Here is a 16,852-nt window from a genome sequence, read left to right on the forward strand (position 1 = left end):
CTACGTGTTGTTTTGCGGTTGTTGGTGTCGAAATCGTGAATGTCACTGCGTTCAGTTCTGCGGGGATGCCACGACCACACGAGCCGCGCGAATCACACGATCTCCAATGCGATAGCCGGCTTCCACCACGGTGTCGACGGTTTCCTTCTCGGCCTGCGAATCCGGCTTGTGCAGGATCGCGTCATGCTTGGTCGGGTCGAAATCCTCACCTTTTTCACCGAACTTCTCGACGCCGAACTTCTCGAACGCCTTGTCGATTTTGGTGGAAACGGCCTTGAAGGACTCGTCCATTTCGCTGTGTTCGCGAATGCGATCGATGTCATCAAGTGCCGGCAGCAGCGCGGTCAACACATCGATAATGCCGTGCTGGCGGAAGCGTTCCTGTTCCTTCTGCGAACGATTGCGGAAGTTGATGAATTCTGCACGTTCGCGCTGGAGCGCTTCAAGATATTCCGCCGCTTCCTTCTTGGCCTGGCCAAGCGGAGTCAGCGTATCTCCACCATCTTGCGTTGCACTATCCGCAGCATCGCCGTTCTCTTGAGATTCGGAAGATGCTACATTCGCGGCCGTTGATGCAGTTTCAGAAGCTGCGGAATCAGCAGATGCAGCTGCTGCAGAATCGACATTATTCTGCGACTCCTGCGATGCACCGGCTGCAGGGCCGGCCTGCCCGGACAGGTCGTCCATGTCGGGCAGGTCGTTCAGATATTCGTCCTTGTTGAAGTCGGACATGATTACTTGTTGTCCTTGTCGTCATCGTCCACGACTTCGGCGTCAACCACGTCGTCGTCAGCGGGAGCGGAACCGGCAGCACCTGCGGCACCAGCGGCGCCCGCAGCGTCGGCGGCACCCTGCTGTGCGTAGAGGGCCTGGCCGATCTTCTGTGCGGAGGTCATCAGCTCGCTCTGGGCGGACTTGATCTTCTCAATGTCCTCACCCTTCAGGGCTTCCTTGAGCTCGTTGACCTTGTCGGTGACTTCCTTGGCCACATCGTCGGAGAGCTTGTCCTTATTGTCGTTGACGAGCTTCTCGGTCTGATAGGCGAAGGATTCAGCCTGGTTGCGGGTTTCGGCGTCTTCCTTGCGCTTCTTGTCTTCGGCTTCGTGAGCTTCGGCTTCCTTGACCATGCGGTCGATCTCGTCCTTGCCCAGACCGGAACCGCCGGTGATGGTCATGGACTGTTCCTTGCCAGTGCCCTTGTCCTTGGCAGACACGTGCACGATACCGTTAGCGTCGATATCGAAGGTGACTTCAATCTGCGGAACGCCACGCGGAGCCGGAGCGATGCCGGTCAGTTCGAAGGTGCCCAGCGGCTTGTTGTCGCGAGCGAACTCACGCTCACCCTGATAAACCTGAATAAGCACGGACGGCTGGTTGTCTTCAGCAGTGGAGAAGACTTCGGAACGCTTGGTCGGAATGGCGGTGTTACGGTCGATGAGCTTGGTCATGATGCCACCCTTGGTTTCGATGCCGAGGGACAGCGGGGTCACGTCGATGAGCAGCACGTCCTTGCGGTCGCCCTTGATGACGCCGGACTGCACGGCTGCGCCGACTGCCACGACTTCATCCGGGTTCACGGACTGGTTGGCTTCCTTACCGCCGGTAAGCTCCTTGACGAGCTCCTTGACGGCCGGCATACGGGTGGAACCGCCGACGAGTACCACGTGGTCGATGTCGGAAACACCGATGCCAGCGTCGTGCAGCACGTTGTTGAACGGGGTGCGGCAGCGGCCCAGCAGGTCGGAGGTCATGCTCTCGAAGTGGGCGCGGGTCAGGGTTTCGTCCAGGTGCACCGGAGTGCCGTCAGGGGTCATGGCCAGGTACTGCATGGAGATGGAGGTGCTCGAAGAGGAGCTCAGCTCCTTCTTGGCCTGTTCTGCAGCTTCCTTCAGGCGCTGCAGGGCGATCTTGTCCTTGCTCAGGTCGATGCCGTACTTATTCTTGACTTCGCCGACGAGCCAGTCGATGATCTTCTGATCCCAATCGTCGCCGCCCAGATGGTTGTCGCCGTTGGTGGCCTGCACCTGAATGGTGGAGAAGCCGTCATCATCCTTGCCGATCTCCAGCAGGGACACATCGAAGGTGCCGCCACCGAGGTCGAAGACCAGAATGGTTTCGTCTTCCTTGCCCTTTTCGAGGCCATAAGCCAGTGCGGCCGCGGTCGGCTCGTTGATGATACGCAGCACGTTCAGGCCTGCGATGGTGCCGGCGTCCTTGGTGGCCTGACGCTGAGCGTCGTTGAAGTATGCCGGGCAGGTGATCACGGCGTCGGTGACCGGCTCGCCGAGGTAGGCTTCGGCATCGCGCTTCAGCTTCATCAGCACCTGTGCGGAAATCTCCTGCGGAGTCCACTTCTTGCCGTCGATTTCAACGGTCCAGTCGGTGCCCATGTGGCGCTTGACGGAGCTGATGGTGCGATCGACGTTAGTCACGGCCTGACGCTTGGCGACTTCGCCGACGAGGATTTCACCGGACTTGCTGAACGCCACGACGGACGGTGTGGTGCGAGCGCCTTCAGCGTTCACGATAACGGTGGGCTGGCCACCTTCAAGAGTTGCGATGCAGGAATTGGTAGTACCCAGATCGATGCCAACTGCGCGTCCCATAACTTGTCTCCTTTGTAGATAGGTTCGCTATGCGTTTTCTGTTCTGTTCGTTCTTTCGCCCGAGTTTCGGTTTGCCGTCTCTCGGACTTTCCAAAACTTGAGCCTACACCACTCAACTTTGAATCGCAAGCGATTATTCCCAAATCTACAAAAAAGTTGAGCTCTCTTCGCTCAACTTTTTGCCAGACGTAATTTCCAGCGCAACCGAAAAACGCAGATAAGATCCGGAACACACTGTGATGTGTGCGATCCGGCTCCAATCTGCGATCTTCAGATCACTTCAGACCTTCAGCGGCTGATCTTGGCGGTCTTGACGATCATCGCGATTGCGGCCAGCATGGCGATCGCAAGCGCGGCAATGGTGATTGCGGTACCGGTGTTGCCGAGCACGCCGGATTTCGGATTGTTGTTCACCTTGCCGGAAGCGATCACGTCATTCTTACCGTCGCCCGGCTTCTCATCCGAGGAATCGCGGGCCGGAGCCTGGAAGTCGACGGTCACGGTCTTGCCAGACTGGCGGCCGGTGACGGTGAGCGTGTACTCGTTGCCTTCAGTGACCTTGTCGAGCATGATGCCGGTGGTCTGAGCGGTCTTGACGCGCACGCCGGAGACCGGAGTGGAGCTGTCGGAAGCGACGACCACGTTGCCGGACTTGTCCTTGAGCTCGTAGGAGAGCACCGCGTCGCCGTTGAATCCGGTGGATTCGGCCACATACTTGCCATCGGTGAACTTGACTTCGGTCTTGGCGTCGTTGGAGAGCGACTGCTGAGCATCGGAGGTGGAGGCAAGGCCGAGGGTGTTGGCGATGGTGTAGAAGTTGTCGGTCTGGTCGGTCAGGCCGATCACGCGCTGGGCGCCGGGGCCGGAAGCGGCGATGCGCAGTTGGGTGCCGGTGTGAGCCATGTCGCCACCGTTGTAGCCGCCGTCCTCGTCGCGGGAGTCAGCTTCGGCGGTGCCGTAGGAGACGACCATGTTGTTGCCGTCAGCGGTCTTGAGCACGGTGGAGAGCGCGTAAGCTGGCTGAGCGTTGAGGATCTGGGAGGTGTGGGCGTGGTCGGCGGTGACGATCACGAGGGTGTTGCTCAGGTCAACGTTCTTCATGGCGTAGGCGACGGCCTGATCGAAATCGTCGGTTTCACCGATCTGGCCGCAAGCGTTGCCTGCGTGATCCTGCTTGTCGATGGAAGCGCCTTCAACCTGCAGGAAGTAGCCGTTCGTGTTGCCGGCTGGGTTGGCTTCGAGCAGATCGAGCGCCTTCTTGGTCATGTCAGCGAGCGAGGAGCCCTGGTTGCCGAGCCAGTCGGCGTTCGGGGTGCATACGGTCGGTTTGGCGTCTTTGTCCGGGTCCTTGGCGGTGGCCTTGGACGGGTTGAACTTGGTAGGCATGTTGCCGTCGCTCATCAGGGCGAGCACCGGCTGTCCTTCCTTGTATTCGAGCGCGTTCATGGCAGCCGGATCGTTCTCGACGGTCTGGTAGCCCATGGCCTGAGCCTGCTCCCACACGGTCTTGCCAGCATATTCGCCGCCCTGCACGGTCTGGCGGAAGTACTTGGAACCGCCGCCGATGGTCACGTCGGCGCGGGTGTCGAGCAGCTGCTCGGAGATGGAGCCGATGCCGCCATTTTCCTTGAGCTGGTTGGCGAGGCAGCGCTTGAGCGCGTCGTTGGTGCGGCCGTCGGTCTTGCCTTGTGGACCGTAGCAGCCACGCTCGGTGGAGTGCGATTCGAGCACGGCCGGGGTGGCGTCCTGGATTTCGGCGGTGGTCACATTGCCGGTAGCCTTGCCTGCCGCCTTGGCGAGTTCGAATAGGTTGAGCTGCGGATTGCCATAAACGTCTACATCGACCGCGTTGTTGTAAGTCTTAGTGCCGGTTGCCCATGCGGAGCCGGATGCGGAGGAATCGGTCACTTCGGTGAGCTTGCCCGGGTTCGGATTGGTGTTGAGGTTGCCCTTGTCATCTTTGCTGACCGCGCTGTCGCCGCTGTTGCCACCCAGCGAGAAGGTGGTGTACTGGCCGGTGCCGGCATTGGTGTCGCCGAGCTCTGCCGGCTGGCCGACTGCGTCGAGTCCTTCGAAGTGGCCGTTTGCACCCTTCAGGTAATCACGTGCGACGGTGATTTCGGAATCGCCCATGCCGTCACCGATGAACAGGATGACGTTCTTGGCGTTGCCATTGCCGATGGCCGCAATGCGCTGTGCGCCGCCGTGCTGAGCCAGTTCCGCAACGGACTTGCCGTTCAGATTGTAAGTGGAAGTTTCGTTGGCGAGTGCCGGTGCGGCGAGTGCGCCGAGCGTCGCTACGGATGCGACCGCCGCGATTGCGCCCTTCAAAGCTTTACGCTTGCTCATGTTTCTTCTTTCTTCAGTCTGTGCTGTATTGCAATCTCCACGCTAGGTTTCGTAAACCAACTTCCGCGACGTTTTAGACGAACAAAACGTGAACTCTCGTCTTCACAAAGTGAATACTTATCTCAAATCCTCTTTCCGTCAACCATCATCCTCAATACCCCCTCAAGGCTGAATCATGACTCATGCTTTTGCTGTATGATGTGCAAACAGTCAGGCGGAGACTTGGCCGATGTGGGCGGAGCGGGTGGCTTTCACAGCCACAAACATGGACCGCACCAGCAGCACGCACAGGTAGCAGGCGAACAGAATCGAGCCGACGCGGGGCGAGACTGCGTCCGCTATCCACGTACCGAATGGCGCGGCAACGGCAGCCACCAAGCCAATAATCAGCGCGGCCTTTACATGCACCAGCCTTCGTTTCAGGTTTGCCACGCTTGTGGTAATCGAGTTCGGAAACATGGCCAGCAGCGACGTGCCACGCGCAATCAGATCGGAAGCGTCAAACAGCATCGATAGTGCGGGCACGGCGAGCGCCCCACCTCCAATTCCCAGCAGTCCCGCCAATATGCCAATCACCACGCCCAGCAGCACCAGGCAAACTCCGGTCAGCGCACTCATCGCAATATGCTGGTCTCGCGACGGCACGAAACTAATCTGATTGAACACCACAAACACGAGGAACACTACGAAAATCCATCGCAATACAAGTTCCGGCAAGCGCGAAAGCAGCCAACTGCCAATCTGCCCGCCTACAAACATGCCGCAAAACAGCAACAGCGCGGCGAGCCAGTCCACGTTGCCACGAGTCGCGTAAGAAATGACGCCGGAAATCGAGGTTGGTACGATCGCAAGCATTGACGTCGCTGCCGCATTACGTTGCGTCAGTCCGAGCCATACCAGCGCGGGCACAATCACCGTGCCGCCACCAATGCCGAACATGCCGGATAATAGCCCCACGGCCACGCCGACGATCATCAGCACTACAATGCCTCGCGCGGATTCGTCGAGTCCCACAGGATCTGCACCAAATAGCCGATTCGCTTTCTTGCTGAACCGCTCACTCATCTGCCCGCTATCTTCAGCGCGTTCAACGCTTTCAGCATTCGAAATATTGGAAATATCCGATTTCTTCATCTCTCCCCATACCATCGTATTTCTTCCTTCTTGCGATAGTTGCGATAGTACATTCCCGCATATTTCAGCGCCGCAAACCCGGCACATTGCGAGAAAGCAAGAAGAGAAAAAGCCCCCTCACATGCCAAGATTTGCCCAACGTTACATGCACCCGTTTGCACGCGCACATTGCTTCGGATTCGGTATGCGATGCCCGCGCATGGGCAGCCTGCGCGAGTTCACCCTAATTTCCCCCACAGCCCATAACCGTACGGCCATACTTTTCCAGCCATACCGGCAAAAGTCATATCATGGCACATACTTTTCCGACCATACTAGTAAAAGTCGTATCTCAGAGCACACTTTTAAAGGTATACTAGTGAAAGTCGCATTAGAATACATACTTTTCCGGATACACTAGCAAAAGTTGAACATCATGAAACTTAAACCTAGGCCGCAGTACCTCAGCAAACTCGTCGCGGCGCAAGACAACGGCCTCATCAAAGTCATCACGGGCATGCGCCGCTGCGGAAAATCATCACTACTCACACTCTTCCGCCAGCATCTTCTGCAGCAGGGCGTCGCCGAAGACCACATCATCATGATGAACCTGGAATCGTTCCAATACTCGTCATTCACCTTCGAAGACCTGCACAACGCGATCGCCGACCGTATGCAGCAAGACGGCCACTATTATCTGCTGCTCGACGAGGTGCAACTGGTGGACAAGTGGGAGCGAGCCGTGAACGCGCTCCACACGGATGCCGACGTGGACATCACCATCACTGGATCGAACGCCTACCTGCTTTCCAGCCAGCTGGCGACGCTGCTTTCCGGCAGATACATGGAGATCAATGTGTTTCCGCTTTCTTTCGCGGAATTCATGGCGTACGCCGATCTGACCGACGAGAACGCGGCTTTCGAAAGGTACACAAGATATGGAGGATTGCCGCCGGTCGTGAATCAAGGCACCGATCAAAACCTGGCACACACCGTGCTTTCCGGAATTTACAACACTATTTTGGTGCGAGATATTTCGCAATTTCTGCAAGTAAGAAATCCACTGGTTTTCAACGATGTCGCACGATATTTGGCAGATACTGCAGGATCTCCAGTCTCAACTTCGAAGATAGAAAATCGATTGAGAAGCGCGCATCGACCAGCTTCAAATGAGACCATCGAACGATATATTAGCGGACTTCTCAATGCTTTTCTTTTCTACAATGCGCAACGAATTAACGTTAAAGGTGGCGCATATTTACAAGGATTAGCTAAGTATTATCCAGCAGATTTAGGAATTCGCAATATGCTGCTCGGATATTCCACAGAAGATTTCGAATTTCTTCTGGAAAATGCCGTACATAATGAGCTTAAGATTCGCGGGTATCAGATTCGCGTCGGGAAAATCGGTAAAGCTGAAAATGATTTTGTTGCGACTCGGCAGCGTGCAGATCTTACGGAAGAGAAACTGTATATCCAGGTGAGCGCCAGCATATTGGATGAGCACACTCGCGAGCGCGAACTGTCACCACTGCTGAATGCACGCGATTTGTCTGCGAAAAGAATGGTGCTAACGCTAGATCGTTTCGGACTCGGCAAAAGCGACGGCGTGACCGTTGCCAACGCAATCGACTGGATGCTCGGAAAGTAACGCCATTCCAAGACTTCCTCACGTCCACACAATTCAGACCCTCCGTCTGTACAAGTCGGATTTGGGAGCGATTCCGGGGTGATGCAGGCGCGGAACGGGATTCGCGCAGACGGCGACAGCAGACAGCAGCGGGCTGCATATGCAATACCCCTGCACTAGTACCGTGAATCAAAAATGGCAAGTACGAGGGTATTTGGAGCGACGACGCCCTCTCAATCTGTTTTTATTATACTGCAAACGTTGTCAAAACCCATGCACCACGCAAGCTTATGCATTCAGCACGTAATCCAGCAATCCCTCATAATCGGTGCCGGTAAACGAACGAATCGCATAACTCGACGTTTCCGGATCATCTGCCGGAGAAATCTCCGTGCGGAAATACACGCCGTCAATGCCCGCGGTGCGAGCGCCAACAATATCGTTCTGCTCATCATTGCCCACCATCAGCGCATGCTTGGCGGTCACGAATTCGCGGTCGAGCGCCAGCATGTACAAGTCGCGCGCAGGCTTGCGGATCTTCTCCTCACTGGAGATGATCACGTCGTCAAGCAGGCTGGCAAGTCCCGTCATTTCCAGTTCGGCGCGGGTGTAGCAGGATTGCGCGTTGCTCAGCAGCGCCACGACAATGCCGGCTTCCTGCAGTTTTTCGATCATTTCCAGCGCCCCAGGATACAGGCGGATCATACTGGTGCTGCCCTGCCGGAACGCCCATGCAGCCTTTTGAGCGGCCTGTGGCAATGCCAGCAAGCGTTCCGCCTCCTCGCTGCGATTCATAAGCAGTGAGCGGTACACGGGTAGTATGTCGAACTCGCCCCACCCATTGCGAACGATGGCACGATTCGACTGATGCGCTATTTCGCGCGCCTCAAGTTTTTCGAAACGTTCACGCAACGCCTCGACCGAATCGTATTGCGCACCTAATTCGCAAGCGGCGTCATACAAGGCCTGCCAGGCCGCGTCGCACTGTTCGTCGGTACGTATGTCGATAAGCGTTCCATACAAATCGAAGAACACAACCTCATATTTGGGGGTATGCGTCACGTTTGCCATAACAGGTCCTTTCGTTGGCATCGTCGCCGCTTTACCGGCGGCGGCGATTGCCGCTTTGCAGCCGCCGCCATCGCAAACCAATGCGTTACATGCGTTATACACGAGGTTACCCCAACCGCCAGATTGCAAACGTATGCGGTGCCACGATAAGATAGTCACCATTCCCTGCGCTGATACTCGATGCAGACGCGCCCGTAGACGAACCCATGCCGCACCACACGCGAGACGCATCGAAACTGGCGCAACCGCAGCCATATTCGCTTTCAAACACCCTGCAAACGATAGTCAAACAGAAAAAGCATTTTTCTTGTTTCTCATCCGCAAGACAGTCAAGAAATCGCAATACTGCAACGTTTGCACCTAATAACACGCCTATTGAAAACGATGTCATCATATGCTACAGTACATAGCAGAACGATTGACATACGCACCGAAGCGTGCCAATCGCGCGGCAATGCAGCATGATTGGCCATCAACGGTCCAGGGAAGAAGGAACCTATGACGGAAACCCAGCAAACCGAAAGCGCGGAACGCATCGCACGACCGCTTATCCAACTCGCCAAACTCAACGGCATCTCAACGTCGTATATCGACCAGCTCGGCACCTACGTGGAAATCCGCGACGAAGTGCTCGTCTCCGTGCTTGCGGCGCTCGGCGTGGACGCGTCCAGCGACGAGGCGATCGAAACATCGTACGAACTCACCAAGCAGCGCATTGCAGACACGCTCGTGGAACCGACCATCGTGAAGTTCATCGGCAAGGAATCAACCACGCTAATCCGCGCGAAAGGCCATGACGTGACGCTGCGTCTGCTACTCGAAGACGGCACGCAGTACGAGGGCAACCTGTGCATGTACCTGACCCCGCAGGACGACGACTCGCTTACGTTCACCCTGCCCGACGACATTCCCGCCGGCTACCACACGTTGCGCGTCAACGCGGGCCCACTGCACGGCGAGGCACGATTGATCTGCGCCCCGGCACGCGTGCCCCTGCCGCCGGCGATCGCCGAAAAGCAGCGTTGGGGATGGATGGCGCAAATGTATTCCATCCGCTCCGCTGAATCGTGGGGCGTAGGCGATTATGGCGATCTGAAGCTACTGCTCACCGACGCCGCCGAAAAGTCGCATGCTGACTTCATGCTCATCAACCCGATTCACGCGACCGCGCCGGTCGAGCCACTCGAACCGTCGCCGTACCTGCCGGAATCACGCCGATTCATGAACGTCACATACATTCGCCCGCAGGATATTGAGGAATATGCAGGGCTTGACGAGGAGGCGAAGGCCGAGGTCGAGCGTCTACACGCCGAAGTGTCCTCCGACAACGACAACGCCGACGAACTCGACATCAACTCCGCATGGTGGCACAAGCGCCAAGCACTGCAGCTCGTGTTTAAGGTGCCACGTTCCACCGAACGCCAGGCCGCGTTCGAAGCGTTCAAGGAAGCGGCCGGCCCCGATCTGCGCGCATTCGCCGCATGGTCGGTGGCATTCCAAGTATGGGGCGCTCCGCGGGAGGGCACATGGTTTGCGGAGACGAACCGCGATTCGCCGGAAGTGGCCGAACTCATGCGCGATCATGCCGATATGGTCGACTTCGAATGCTGGCTGCAGTGGATCGCCGACGAACAGGTGACCGCCGCACAGACCGCCGCGCGCGAAAGCGGCATGGCATTGGGCCTCATGCAAGACATGGCCGTGGGCGTGCATTCGCTGGGCGCCGACGTGTGGTGGAATCCGGAACGTTTCGCCGTCGGCAGCGTCACCGTAGGCTGCCCGCCGGACTTCTACAACCAGCAGGGCCAGGATTGGGGTCAGCCGCCGTTCAATCCGAATTATCTCGCCAAAACCGGTTACGGCGTATACCGCGAAATGGTGCACAACATGTTCTCGCACGCGGGCGCGGTGCGCATCGACCATGTGCTCGGCCTGTTTCGCCTGTGGTGGATTCCGCAGAGCGAAGGCGCACGAGGCGGCGCGTACGTCACGTACGACTATGAGGCGATGATCGCGATCCTCACGATCGAAGCCTCCCGCGTGAACGGCCTGGTGGTGGGCGAAGATCTCGGCACCGTGCCCGATTACGTGCGCACCGTGCTTGCCGAACACGGCCTGCTCGGCTGCATGGTGGAATGGTTCGCCCGCGTGGACGACTCCCCCAACGCCGGCGATCCGTACGCCGACCCGGCCGACTACCGCAAGTATGCGCTGGCTTCCGTCACCACGCACGATCTGCCGCCAACCGCAGGCTACCTGCAGTTCGAGCATGTAAAGCTGCGTGAGCAGCTGCACTTGCTTACCGGTCCGGTCGAGGAATTCCAGGCTTCCGCAACCGCGGAACGTCAGGCCATGCTTGACCGACTGGTCGAAAGCGGACTGATCACACCGGAAATCGCCGCGGACGTCGACAATCATATTCAGGAAATCGTCGAAGCGATGCACAAAATGCTGCTCTGCTCGCCATCCGTGCTTCTGCAGGCAGCGCTGGTGGACGGCGTCGGCGAAACCCGCTCGCAGAACCAGCCGGGCACGTCCAGTGAATACTGCAACTGGCGCGTGCCGCTGGCAGGCCCCGACCACAAGGCGGTGCACACCGACGAAGTGTTCGACTTGCCGCGCGTGAAGTCGCTTTCCGCCATCATGAACGGCGAAAAGTAAGCCCCCTCCGGTGGTGATTTCCCGAAAGTAGGATCTCCTCACACATCACCACAAAGTCCCGTCAAACGAAATATGTGACGGGACTTTTCTTTATCTGCATTCAATGCTCCGTTCAATGACAACGATAACAGGAGTTTTTTGCAAGAAATAGTATGCGCTAAACGGTTTTATGTATGACAACGATTGCCGTGCTGCCGAGTAAACTGGTGCGCATGAAGTTCCTATCACCCGACTCCGGCTTTATGCGCGGCCTCAGCGACGCCGTCGACGCGATTTGGATCAACCTCCTCATGTTGGTCACCAGCATTCCGATCATCACCATCGGCGCGGCCTTAACCGCCGGTCACGATGCGGCACGACGCTCGCTCGCAGGCGAAGGCACCGTCACCCGCAATTATTTCGCCGCATTCCGGTCAAACTTCGTAAAAGCAACCGGCTATTGGCTGATTTTCGGCATTGCAGGGGCGATCAGCGTGTACTCATGGATCGTGCTGCAAATCACGCCGCTGCTGATTCCGAAATTCGCGTTGAGCATCGTATGGGTCATCGGATTCGAATGGATCTGGGCATTGCAGTCACGCTTCGAAAACTCGTTCTGGCGCACACTCGGCAACGCCTTCGTATTCGGCGTGAGCAATATCGGGTACACGCTCGGCATGGCCGCCATCGACGCGATTTACATCGCGCTTTTGGTCGGCAGCTGGTTTTACATGCCGCAAGGCCTGTTCCTGTTACTCATTTTGGGTTACGGCACCATGATTATGATTCACGTGCCGATTTTCGAGCACGTGTTCCGCAAATATATGAAGTAGTTTTCTGATTCGGATATGAAAGAGTCCGAGCGAGATTTCTCTCGTTCGGACTCTTTTTTGCGAGGCAGCGGCGTTTTTCCGTGGCTGATCGAAGGATCATCCTTGACGGCTCCGCCTTCGGACCTGCAATTAAGGACCGGCCTTCGGCCGGGCTCAATGCTACCTTCGCGAGGTCTATCGGCCTCGCTCAGGCTGGTGCATGGGACAGCGCACTGCGCTGTCCCACAAGGGATGATCTTCGATCATCCCTTGACTGCACCAGCCATTACACCCTTGACGATGTGCTTCTGGCAGATGAGATAGAAAACAATGATCGGGATGATGGCCATCACCAGGCAGGCCATCATGGCACCCATATCAACGGAACCATAACCGCCCTTGAGGTACTGAATGGCCACGGAAATGGTCTTGTACTTGCCCAAGTCGAGCGTCAAGTATGGCAGCAGGTAGTCGTTCCAAATCCACATTGCCTGCAGAATCGCAACAGACACGATCGACGGCTTCATAATCGGCACTACAATCTGGAAGAAAATGCGGGGCACGGAAGCGCCATCAATCATCGCGGACTCTTCCAACGACTGCGGAATGCCCTTGATCACACCGGTGAAGATAAACACGGCCAGGCCTGCACCAAATCCCAAATACATAATGCACAAGCCCCACGGAGTGTTGAGCTTCAACGTGTCAGCAAGCTTCGAAAGTGTGAACATCACCATCTGGAACGGCACGATCATGTTGAACAGGAACAACGTGTACAGCAGCTTCGCAACCCAATTGTTCACACGCACGATCCACCATGCGCACATCGAGGTGCACACCAGGATCAAAAACACCGAGCCGACCGTGATCAGCAGGGTCCAACCGAAGCTGGCGAAGAAATTCGTGGTTTCAATGCCACGGGTATAGTTTTCCAATCCAACGAACGCCTTGCCGGTCGGAATGGAGAACGCGTTACGCGAAATGTACGCCTTCTGCTTGAAGGAGTTGATAATCACCAGCACGATCGGGAAAACCCATGCCAGCGACACCAAGGAAAACAGTACGGTCCACAATCCGCCGTGCTTGACCTTTTCTCCGGAAATCATGCTTCCACCTCCTTGGAAGTCGTCAGCTTGTTCTGAATCAGCGCAACAATCGCGACAAGCACAAAGAACAGCACTGCCTTGGCCTGTCCCACGCCTTCCCAGCCGACACGGCCATAGAAGGTGCGGGTGATGTTCAGCGCCAGGCCTTCAGACATGTTCGACGGAGCGCCGTTCGTCAATGCGAGGTTCTGGTCATAGAGCTTGAAACCGTTGGTAACGCACAGGAACGAGCACACGGTGATCGACGGCATCATCAGCGGAATGATGATCTTGAACATGGTCTGCGTGCCATTCGCACCATCCACGGAAGCCGCTTCGAGCACGTCGGTCGGCAGCGACTGCATGCCGGCGATGTAGATGATCATCATGTAGCCGATCTGCTGCCAACACACCAGCACGACCAGACCCCAGAAGCCATACGTTGCGCTATAGGTCAGCGAGCGCGCCCAGTGCGCGAGAATGCCGTTGAGCAGCAGCATCCAAATGTAGCCCAGAATGATGCCACCAATAAGGTTCGGCATGAAGAACACCGAACGGAAAATGTTCGATCCCTTGATCGCCTTGGTAAGCATGTACGCGATGAAGAACGCGACCACGTTGATCACAATCGTGGTAACGATAGTCAGCAACGTAGAGAAGCCCAGCGCGCGAAGGAATTCCTTATCCTGCAGTGCGCGGGTGTAGTTCTTAAGCCCTACAAATTCAGCGTCGGTAACCGTAGTGAACTTGCAAAAGCTCAGATAGACGCCCATGATGAATGGAACGACAAATCCAATAATGAATGCGGCGAACGTCGGTAGCGCGAACAGCGCCCACCATTTGCGTATCGCCTTGCCAGCCATGCTGATCATAGCTTGCCTGCTTTCTTCCTTCTCCATTCCGAGCACCGCGACAACGCGGTGCGGAATCTTGCATTTTTAACCGAATCAGCGGATCACTGCTCTGTTCTCCACCTTTCCGGTGCTTACATTCGTCATGATAAACGGCATGACACAAGATGTCAAACGTTGTCATTTTCGCATGTCTCAAGACGTGATTTTACCAACGTTGTCATATTTTGTGACCCTCTAAAATTGTTGTCATATCAAACACTTTTACACTTTTCCTGCTATGATGAAAACGTTTGTAATGTATGTATTGCAAACGTGTTGCAATACAGTATGCTGGAACGTACGCAGTTACAAGGGAAGAAAATGAAAAGCAGTATTCAAGATGTAGCGCAGCTTGCGCACGTGTCCATCTCGACGGTTTCGCGTTCGTTCACACGCCCCGACCTCGTGTCGAAAGCCACCCGAGACAAGGTGATGAAAGCAGCCGACGAGCTGAACTTCTCCATCTCACGCTCCGCAGCCGCGTTGAAAACCGGCCGCGCGCTACGCATTGCAGTACTGGTTTCCGGAAGGCTCAACCTGTGGTTCAGCTCATCCATCATCGAAGGACTCAACGAGATATTCCATGATGAAGGCTACGACATCTCCATCTACCAGATGTCGAGCACCGAGGAGCGCCGCGAATTCTTCGACATGCTGCCGGTGCGCCGCAATGTCGACGCGGTGATCGTCATTTCCTTCGACATCGACGCCAATGAGATCGAGCAGCTCAGGTCCGTCAATGTGCCGATCATCGGCATCAACTCGAGCCTGCCGGAAGAGCGCGGCTTCAGCGCGGCCGTGCGCATCGACGACAAGCAGGGATCCGAGCTTGCCGCACGCCATCTCATGGCTCTCGGCCACCGCGACATCGCCTACATTCGCACCAATCGCGACGTAACGCTCCACTTCAGCGTACAGGGGCGTTTCGAATCGTTCATGGCCCGCTGCAAAGAGAACGGCGTCACGCCGCGCGTGCTCGTTACCGACGAGAGCAAGAACAACATCAGCAAAGTCGTGACGCAGCTGCTCAGCCTCGACCACATGCCGACCGCGATCGCCTGCCAGGAAGACGGCATCGCCGTGCCGCTGCTGTTCCAGCTGGAACGCAACGGATTCACCGTGCCGAACGACGTTTCCATCATCGGTTACGACGATAGCATCTACGCACGTGATCTCGGACTGACCACCGTGCGCCAGAAGCCCATCGAAATGGCGCAGGAAGCGGCCCGCATGACGCTCGACCTGATTGAGGGACGCCCGCTGGAGCAGCCGTTCAAAACGTTCCCGGCACAGCTGATCGTACGTTCCACTACGGCTCATCTGCATCGCTAAACGTTCCGAACGAGCACCGTTCGCATAGCGTCTGTTTTTTGCTGCCATGTTGAACTTCACCACTTCGTGACAGCGCTTACAGGCTACCGCTGCTTTACGCTATCTTGTAATCGAATCTTTATATTCGTTTTTCGACTATTGTAAATGATAGCGCTTTCATTTCTGTTGTACAAATTCACCAATCTACAGCGTGTTTTCGTCGCAAATCAGGGCTTTTAGTATCATGGAAGCGTTAATCATTTTCATCGAAGGAGACACATGGACAAACCGACCATCGCCAACGTGGCCCAATTGGCAGGAGTGTCGCAAGCCACCGTTTCCCGAGCACTCCGTGGCGCGACCAACGTCACAGAAGCAACCCGCAACAAAGTTCGGCAGGCAGCGGATCAGCTCAATTTCACGCTATCCAAAAGCGCTTCCGCCCTGGCATCCGGAAAAACCATGCGTGTCATCCTCTTGGTTTCGGGCAAACTCAACGAGTGGTTCAATTCCGGAGTGCTCCAAGGAGTCTACGAGGAGCTCGCGCCGTTCGGCTATGACGTCACACCGGCCTTCATCACCGACCGCAGCGAACTGGACCGGTTCTTCTCCCAGCTGCCAAAAAGCCGCAACTCGGACGCCATCATCATCTCCTCATTCCAGCTCATGCCCGCCATGCGGGAGCAGCTCCAAGCCATCGACCTGCCAACGGTAGGCGTCAATGTCCCTGCGGAATCAGGCTATTTCGACGCCTCCATCAGCATCGACAACTACAGTGCGATGACCATGGCCGTACGACTGCTGCGTTCCTTAGGGCATACCAATATCGCGTTCTGCAGCGACTACATTCCGGCCGACATGATTTACAACACCAGCCAACGCACCCAGGCGTTCGCGGATGCCGCACAGGCCAACGCCACCGATGGAATCATGTTCAGCCTGCTCACAGCCGACGCGCACGATGCGCCGCTGAGCAAATCCGACCTCGCCTCACAACTGACCGCGAAACTGCTGTCACTTCCGGAACGCCCCACCGCCGTCTGCGTGGAAACCGACCAGGTCGCCATCGCACTGATCAAGGAACTACGCAAACAGCAGTTGAATGTGCCGGAAGACATTTCGGTGCTCGGCTTTGACGACGCCGAAATCGCGCAGGCCGCAGACCTTTCCACCATCCGTCAGGAGCCAATCGAGCTAGGGCGCATAGCCGGTAGAAAAGTGCTGCAGCTCCTACGTAACGAACCTCTTGAACATCCGCATGAACTGCAGGATCCTTTGCTGGTGTTGCGCAACACTACAAGCCGCATTGACAGCGGGGCGGCGACGTCGGAATAAATCGGCG

The 16,852-nt window shown here is 56.5% G+C and carries 12 protein-coding genes; 5 read left to right on the forward strand and 7 right to left on the reverse strand.

Annotated elements, in window-relative coordinates; all coding sequences use genetic code 11:
• Positions 1-51: 51 nt before the first annotated feature.
• From grpE to BBKW_RS09610, 4 genes are all read right to left on the reverse strand, one after another.
• The gene (grpE, locus tag BBKW_RS09595) at positions 52-732 is read right to left on the reverse strand and encodes a nucleotide exchange factor GrpE (RefSeq protein WP_033501769.1); all 681 of its coding nucleotides are present in this window, start codon (positions 730-732) and stop codon (positions 52-54) included.
• A 2-nt stretch (positions 733-734) separates the two neighbouring features.
• The gene (gene dnaK, locus BBKW_RS09600; RefSeq protein WP_033501768.1) at positions 735-2,606 is read right to left on the reverse strand and encodes a molecular chaperone DnaK; all 1,872 of its coding nucleotides are present in this window, start codon (positions 2,604-2,606) and stop codon (positions 735-737) included.
• Positions 2,607-2,894: 288 nt separating this feature from the next.
• The gene (gene phoA / locus BBKW_RS09605) at positions 2,895-4,955 is read right to left on the reverse strand and encodes an alkaline phosphatase (protein WP_033501767.1); all 2,061 of its coding nucleotides are present in this window, start codon (positions 4,953-4,955) and stop codon (positions 2,895-2,897) included.
• A 210-nt stretch (positions 4,956-5,165) separates the two neighbouring features.
• On the reverse strand, positions 5,166-6,020 hold the full coding sequence (locus BBKW_RS09610) for a sulfite exporter TauE/SafE family protein (RefSeq protein ID WP_048349592.1): 855 nt from the start codon (positions 6,018-6,020) through the stop codon (positions 5,166-5,168).
• Positions 6,021-6,504: 484 nt separating this feature from the next.
• Here BBKW_RS09610 and BBKW_RS09615 point away from each other — a divergent pair, with 484 nt between their 5' ends.
• Complete coding sequence (locus BBKW_RS09615) at positions 6,505-7,719, forward strand: ATP-binding protein (protein WP_033501766.1); 1,215 nt, start codon at positions 6,505-6,507, stop codon at positions 7,717-7,719.
• A 267-nt stretch (positions 7,720-7,986) separates the two neighbouring features.
• Here the strand turns inward: BBKW_RS09615 and BBKW_RS09620 are convergent, their stop codons facing one another.
• Entirely contained in the window at positions 7,987-8,769 is a 783-nt protein-coding gene (locus BBKW_RS09620) for an HAD family hydrolase (protein ID WP_231858494.1), read from the reverse strand.
• A gap of 498 nt (positions 8,770-9,267) precedes the next feature.
• Here BBKW_RS09620 and malQ point away from each other — a divergent pair, with 498 nt between their 5' ends.
• Both malQ and BBKW_RS09630 read left to right on the forward strand, forming a co-directional pair.
• Positions 9,268-11,430, forward strand: a complete 2,163-nt coding sequence (malQ, locus tag BBKW_RS09625; RefSeq protein ID WP_033501765.1) for a 4-alpha-glucanotransferase — start codon at positions 9,268-9,270, stop codon at positions 11,428-11,430.
• A 212-nt stretch (positions 11,431-11,642) separates the two neighbouring features.
• Positions 11,643-12,242, forward strand: coding sequence for a YesL family protein (locus tag BBKW_RS09630; RefSeq protein WP_033501811.1), 600 nt, complete (start codon positions 11,643-11,645; stop codon positions 12,240-12,242).
• Between the two features lie 242 nt (positions 12,243-12,484).
• Here the strand turns inward: BBKW_RS09630 and BBKW_RS09635 are convergent, their stop codons facing one another.
• Positions 12,485-13,327: a carbohydrate ABC transporter permease gene (locus tag BBKW_RS09635; RefSeq protein ID WP_033501764.1), complete on the reverse strand. Its 843-nt coding sequence runs from the start codon at positions 13,325-13,327 to the stop codon at positions 12,485-12,487.
• The gene (locus BBKW_RS09640) at positions 13,324-14,178 is read right to left on the reverse strand and encodes a carbohydrate ABC transporter permease (RefSeq protein ID WP_033501763.1); all 855 of its coding nucleotides are present in this window, start codon (positions 14,176-14,178) and stop codon (positions 13,324-13,326) included. The genes BBKW_RS09635 and BBKW_RS09640 overlap by 4 nt, the downstream gene beginning before the upstream one ends.
• A 342-nt stretch (positions 14,179-14,520) precedes the next feature.
• On the opposite strand from BBKW_RS09640, the gene BBKW_RS09645 reads away from it, so the two are divergent.
• Positions 14,521-15,531 (forward strand): LacI family DNA-binding transcriptional regulator, encoded by a 1,011-nt coding sequence (locus BBKW_RS09645; RefSeq protein ID WP_033501762.1) that lies wholly within the window; start codon positions 14,521-14,523, stop codon positions 15,529-15,531.
• Positions 15,532-15,789: 258 nt separating this feature from the next.
• Positions 15,790-16,845 carry a LacI family DNA-binding transcriptional regulator gene (locus BBKW_RS09650; protein WP_033501761.1) on the forward strand — a complete coding sequence of 352 codons (1,056 nt, stop codon included), beginning with the start codon at positions 15,790-15,792 and terminating at the stop codon, positions 16,843-16,845.
• The last annotated feature ends 7 nt before the right edge of the window (positions 16,846-16,852 follow it).

Source organism: Bifidobacterium catenulatum subsp. kashiwanohense JCM 15439 = DSM 21854 (assembly GCF_001042615.1).
Classification (GTDB): Bacteria; Actinomycetota; Actinomycetes; order Actinomycetales; family Bifidobacteriaceae; genus Bifidobacterium; species Bifidobacterium catenulatum.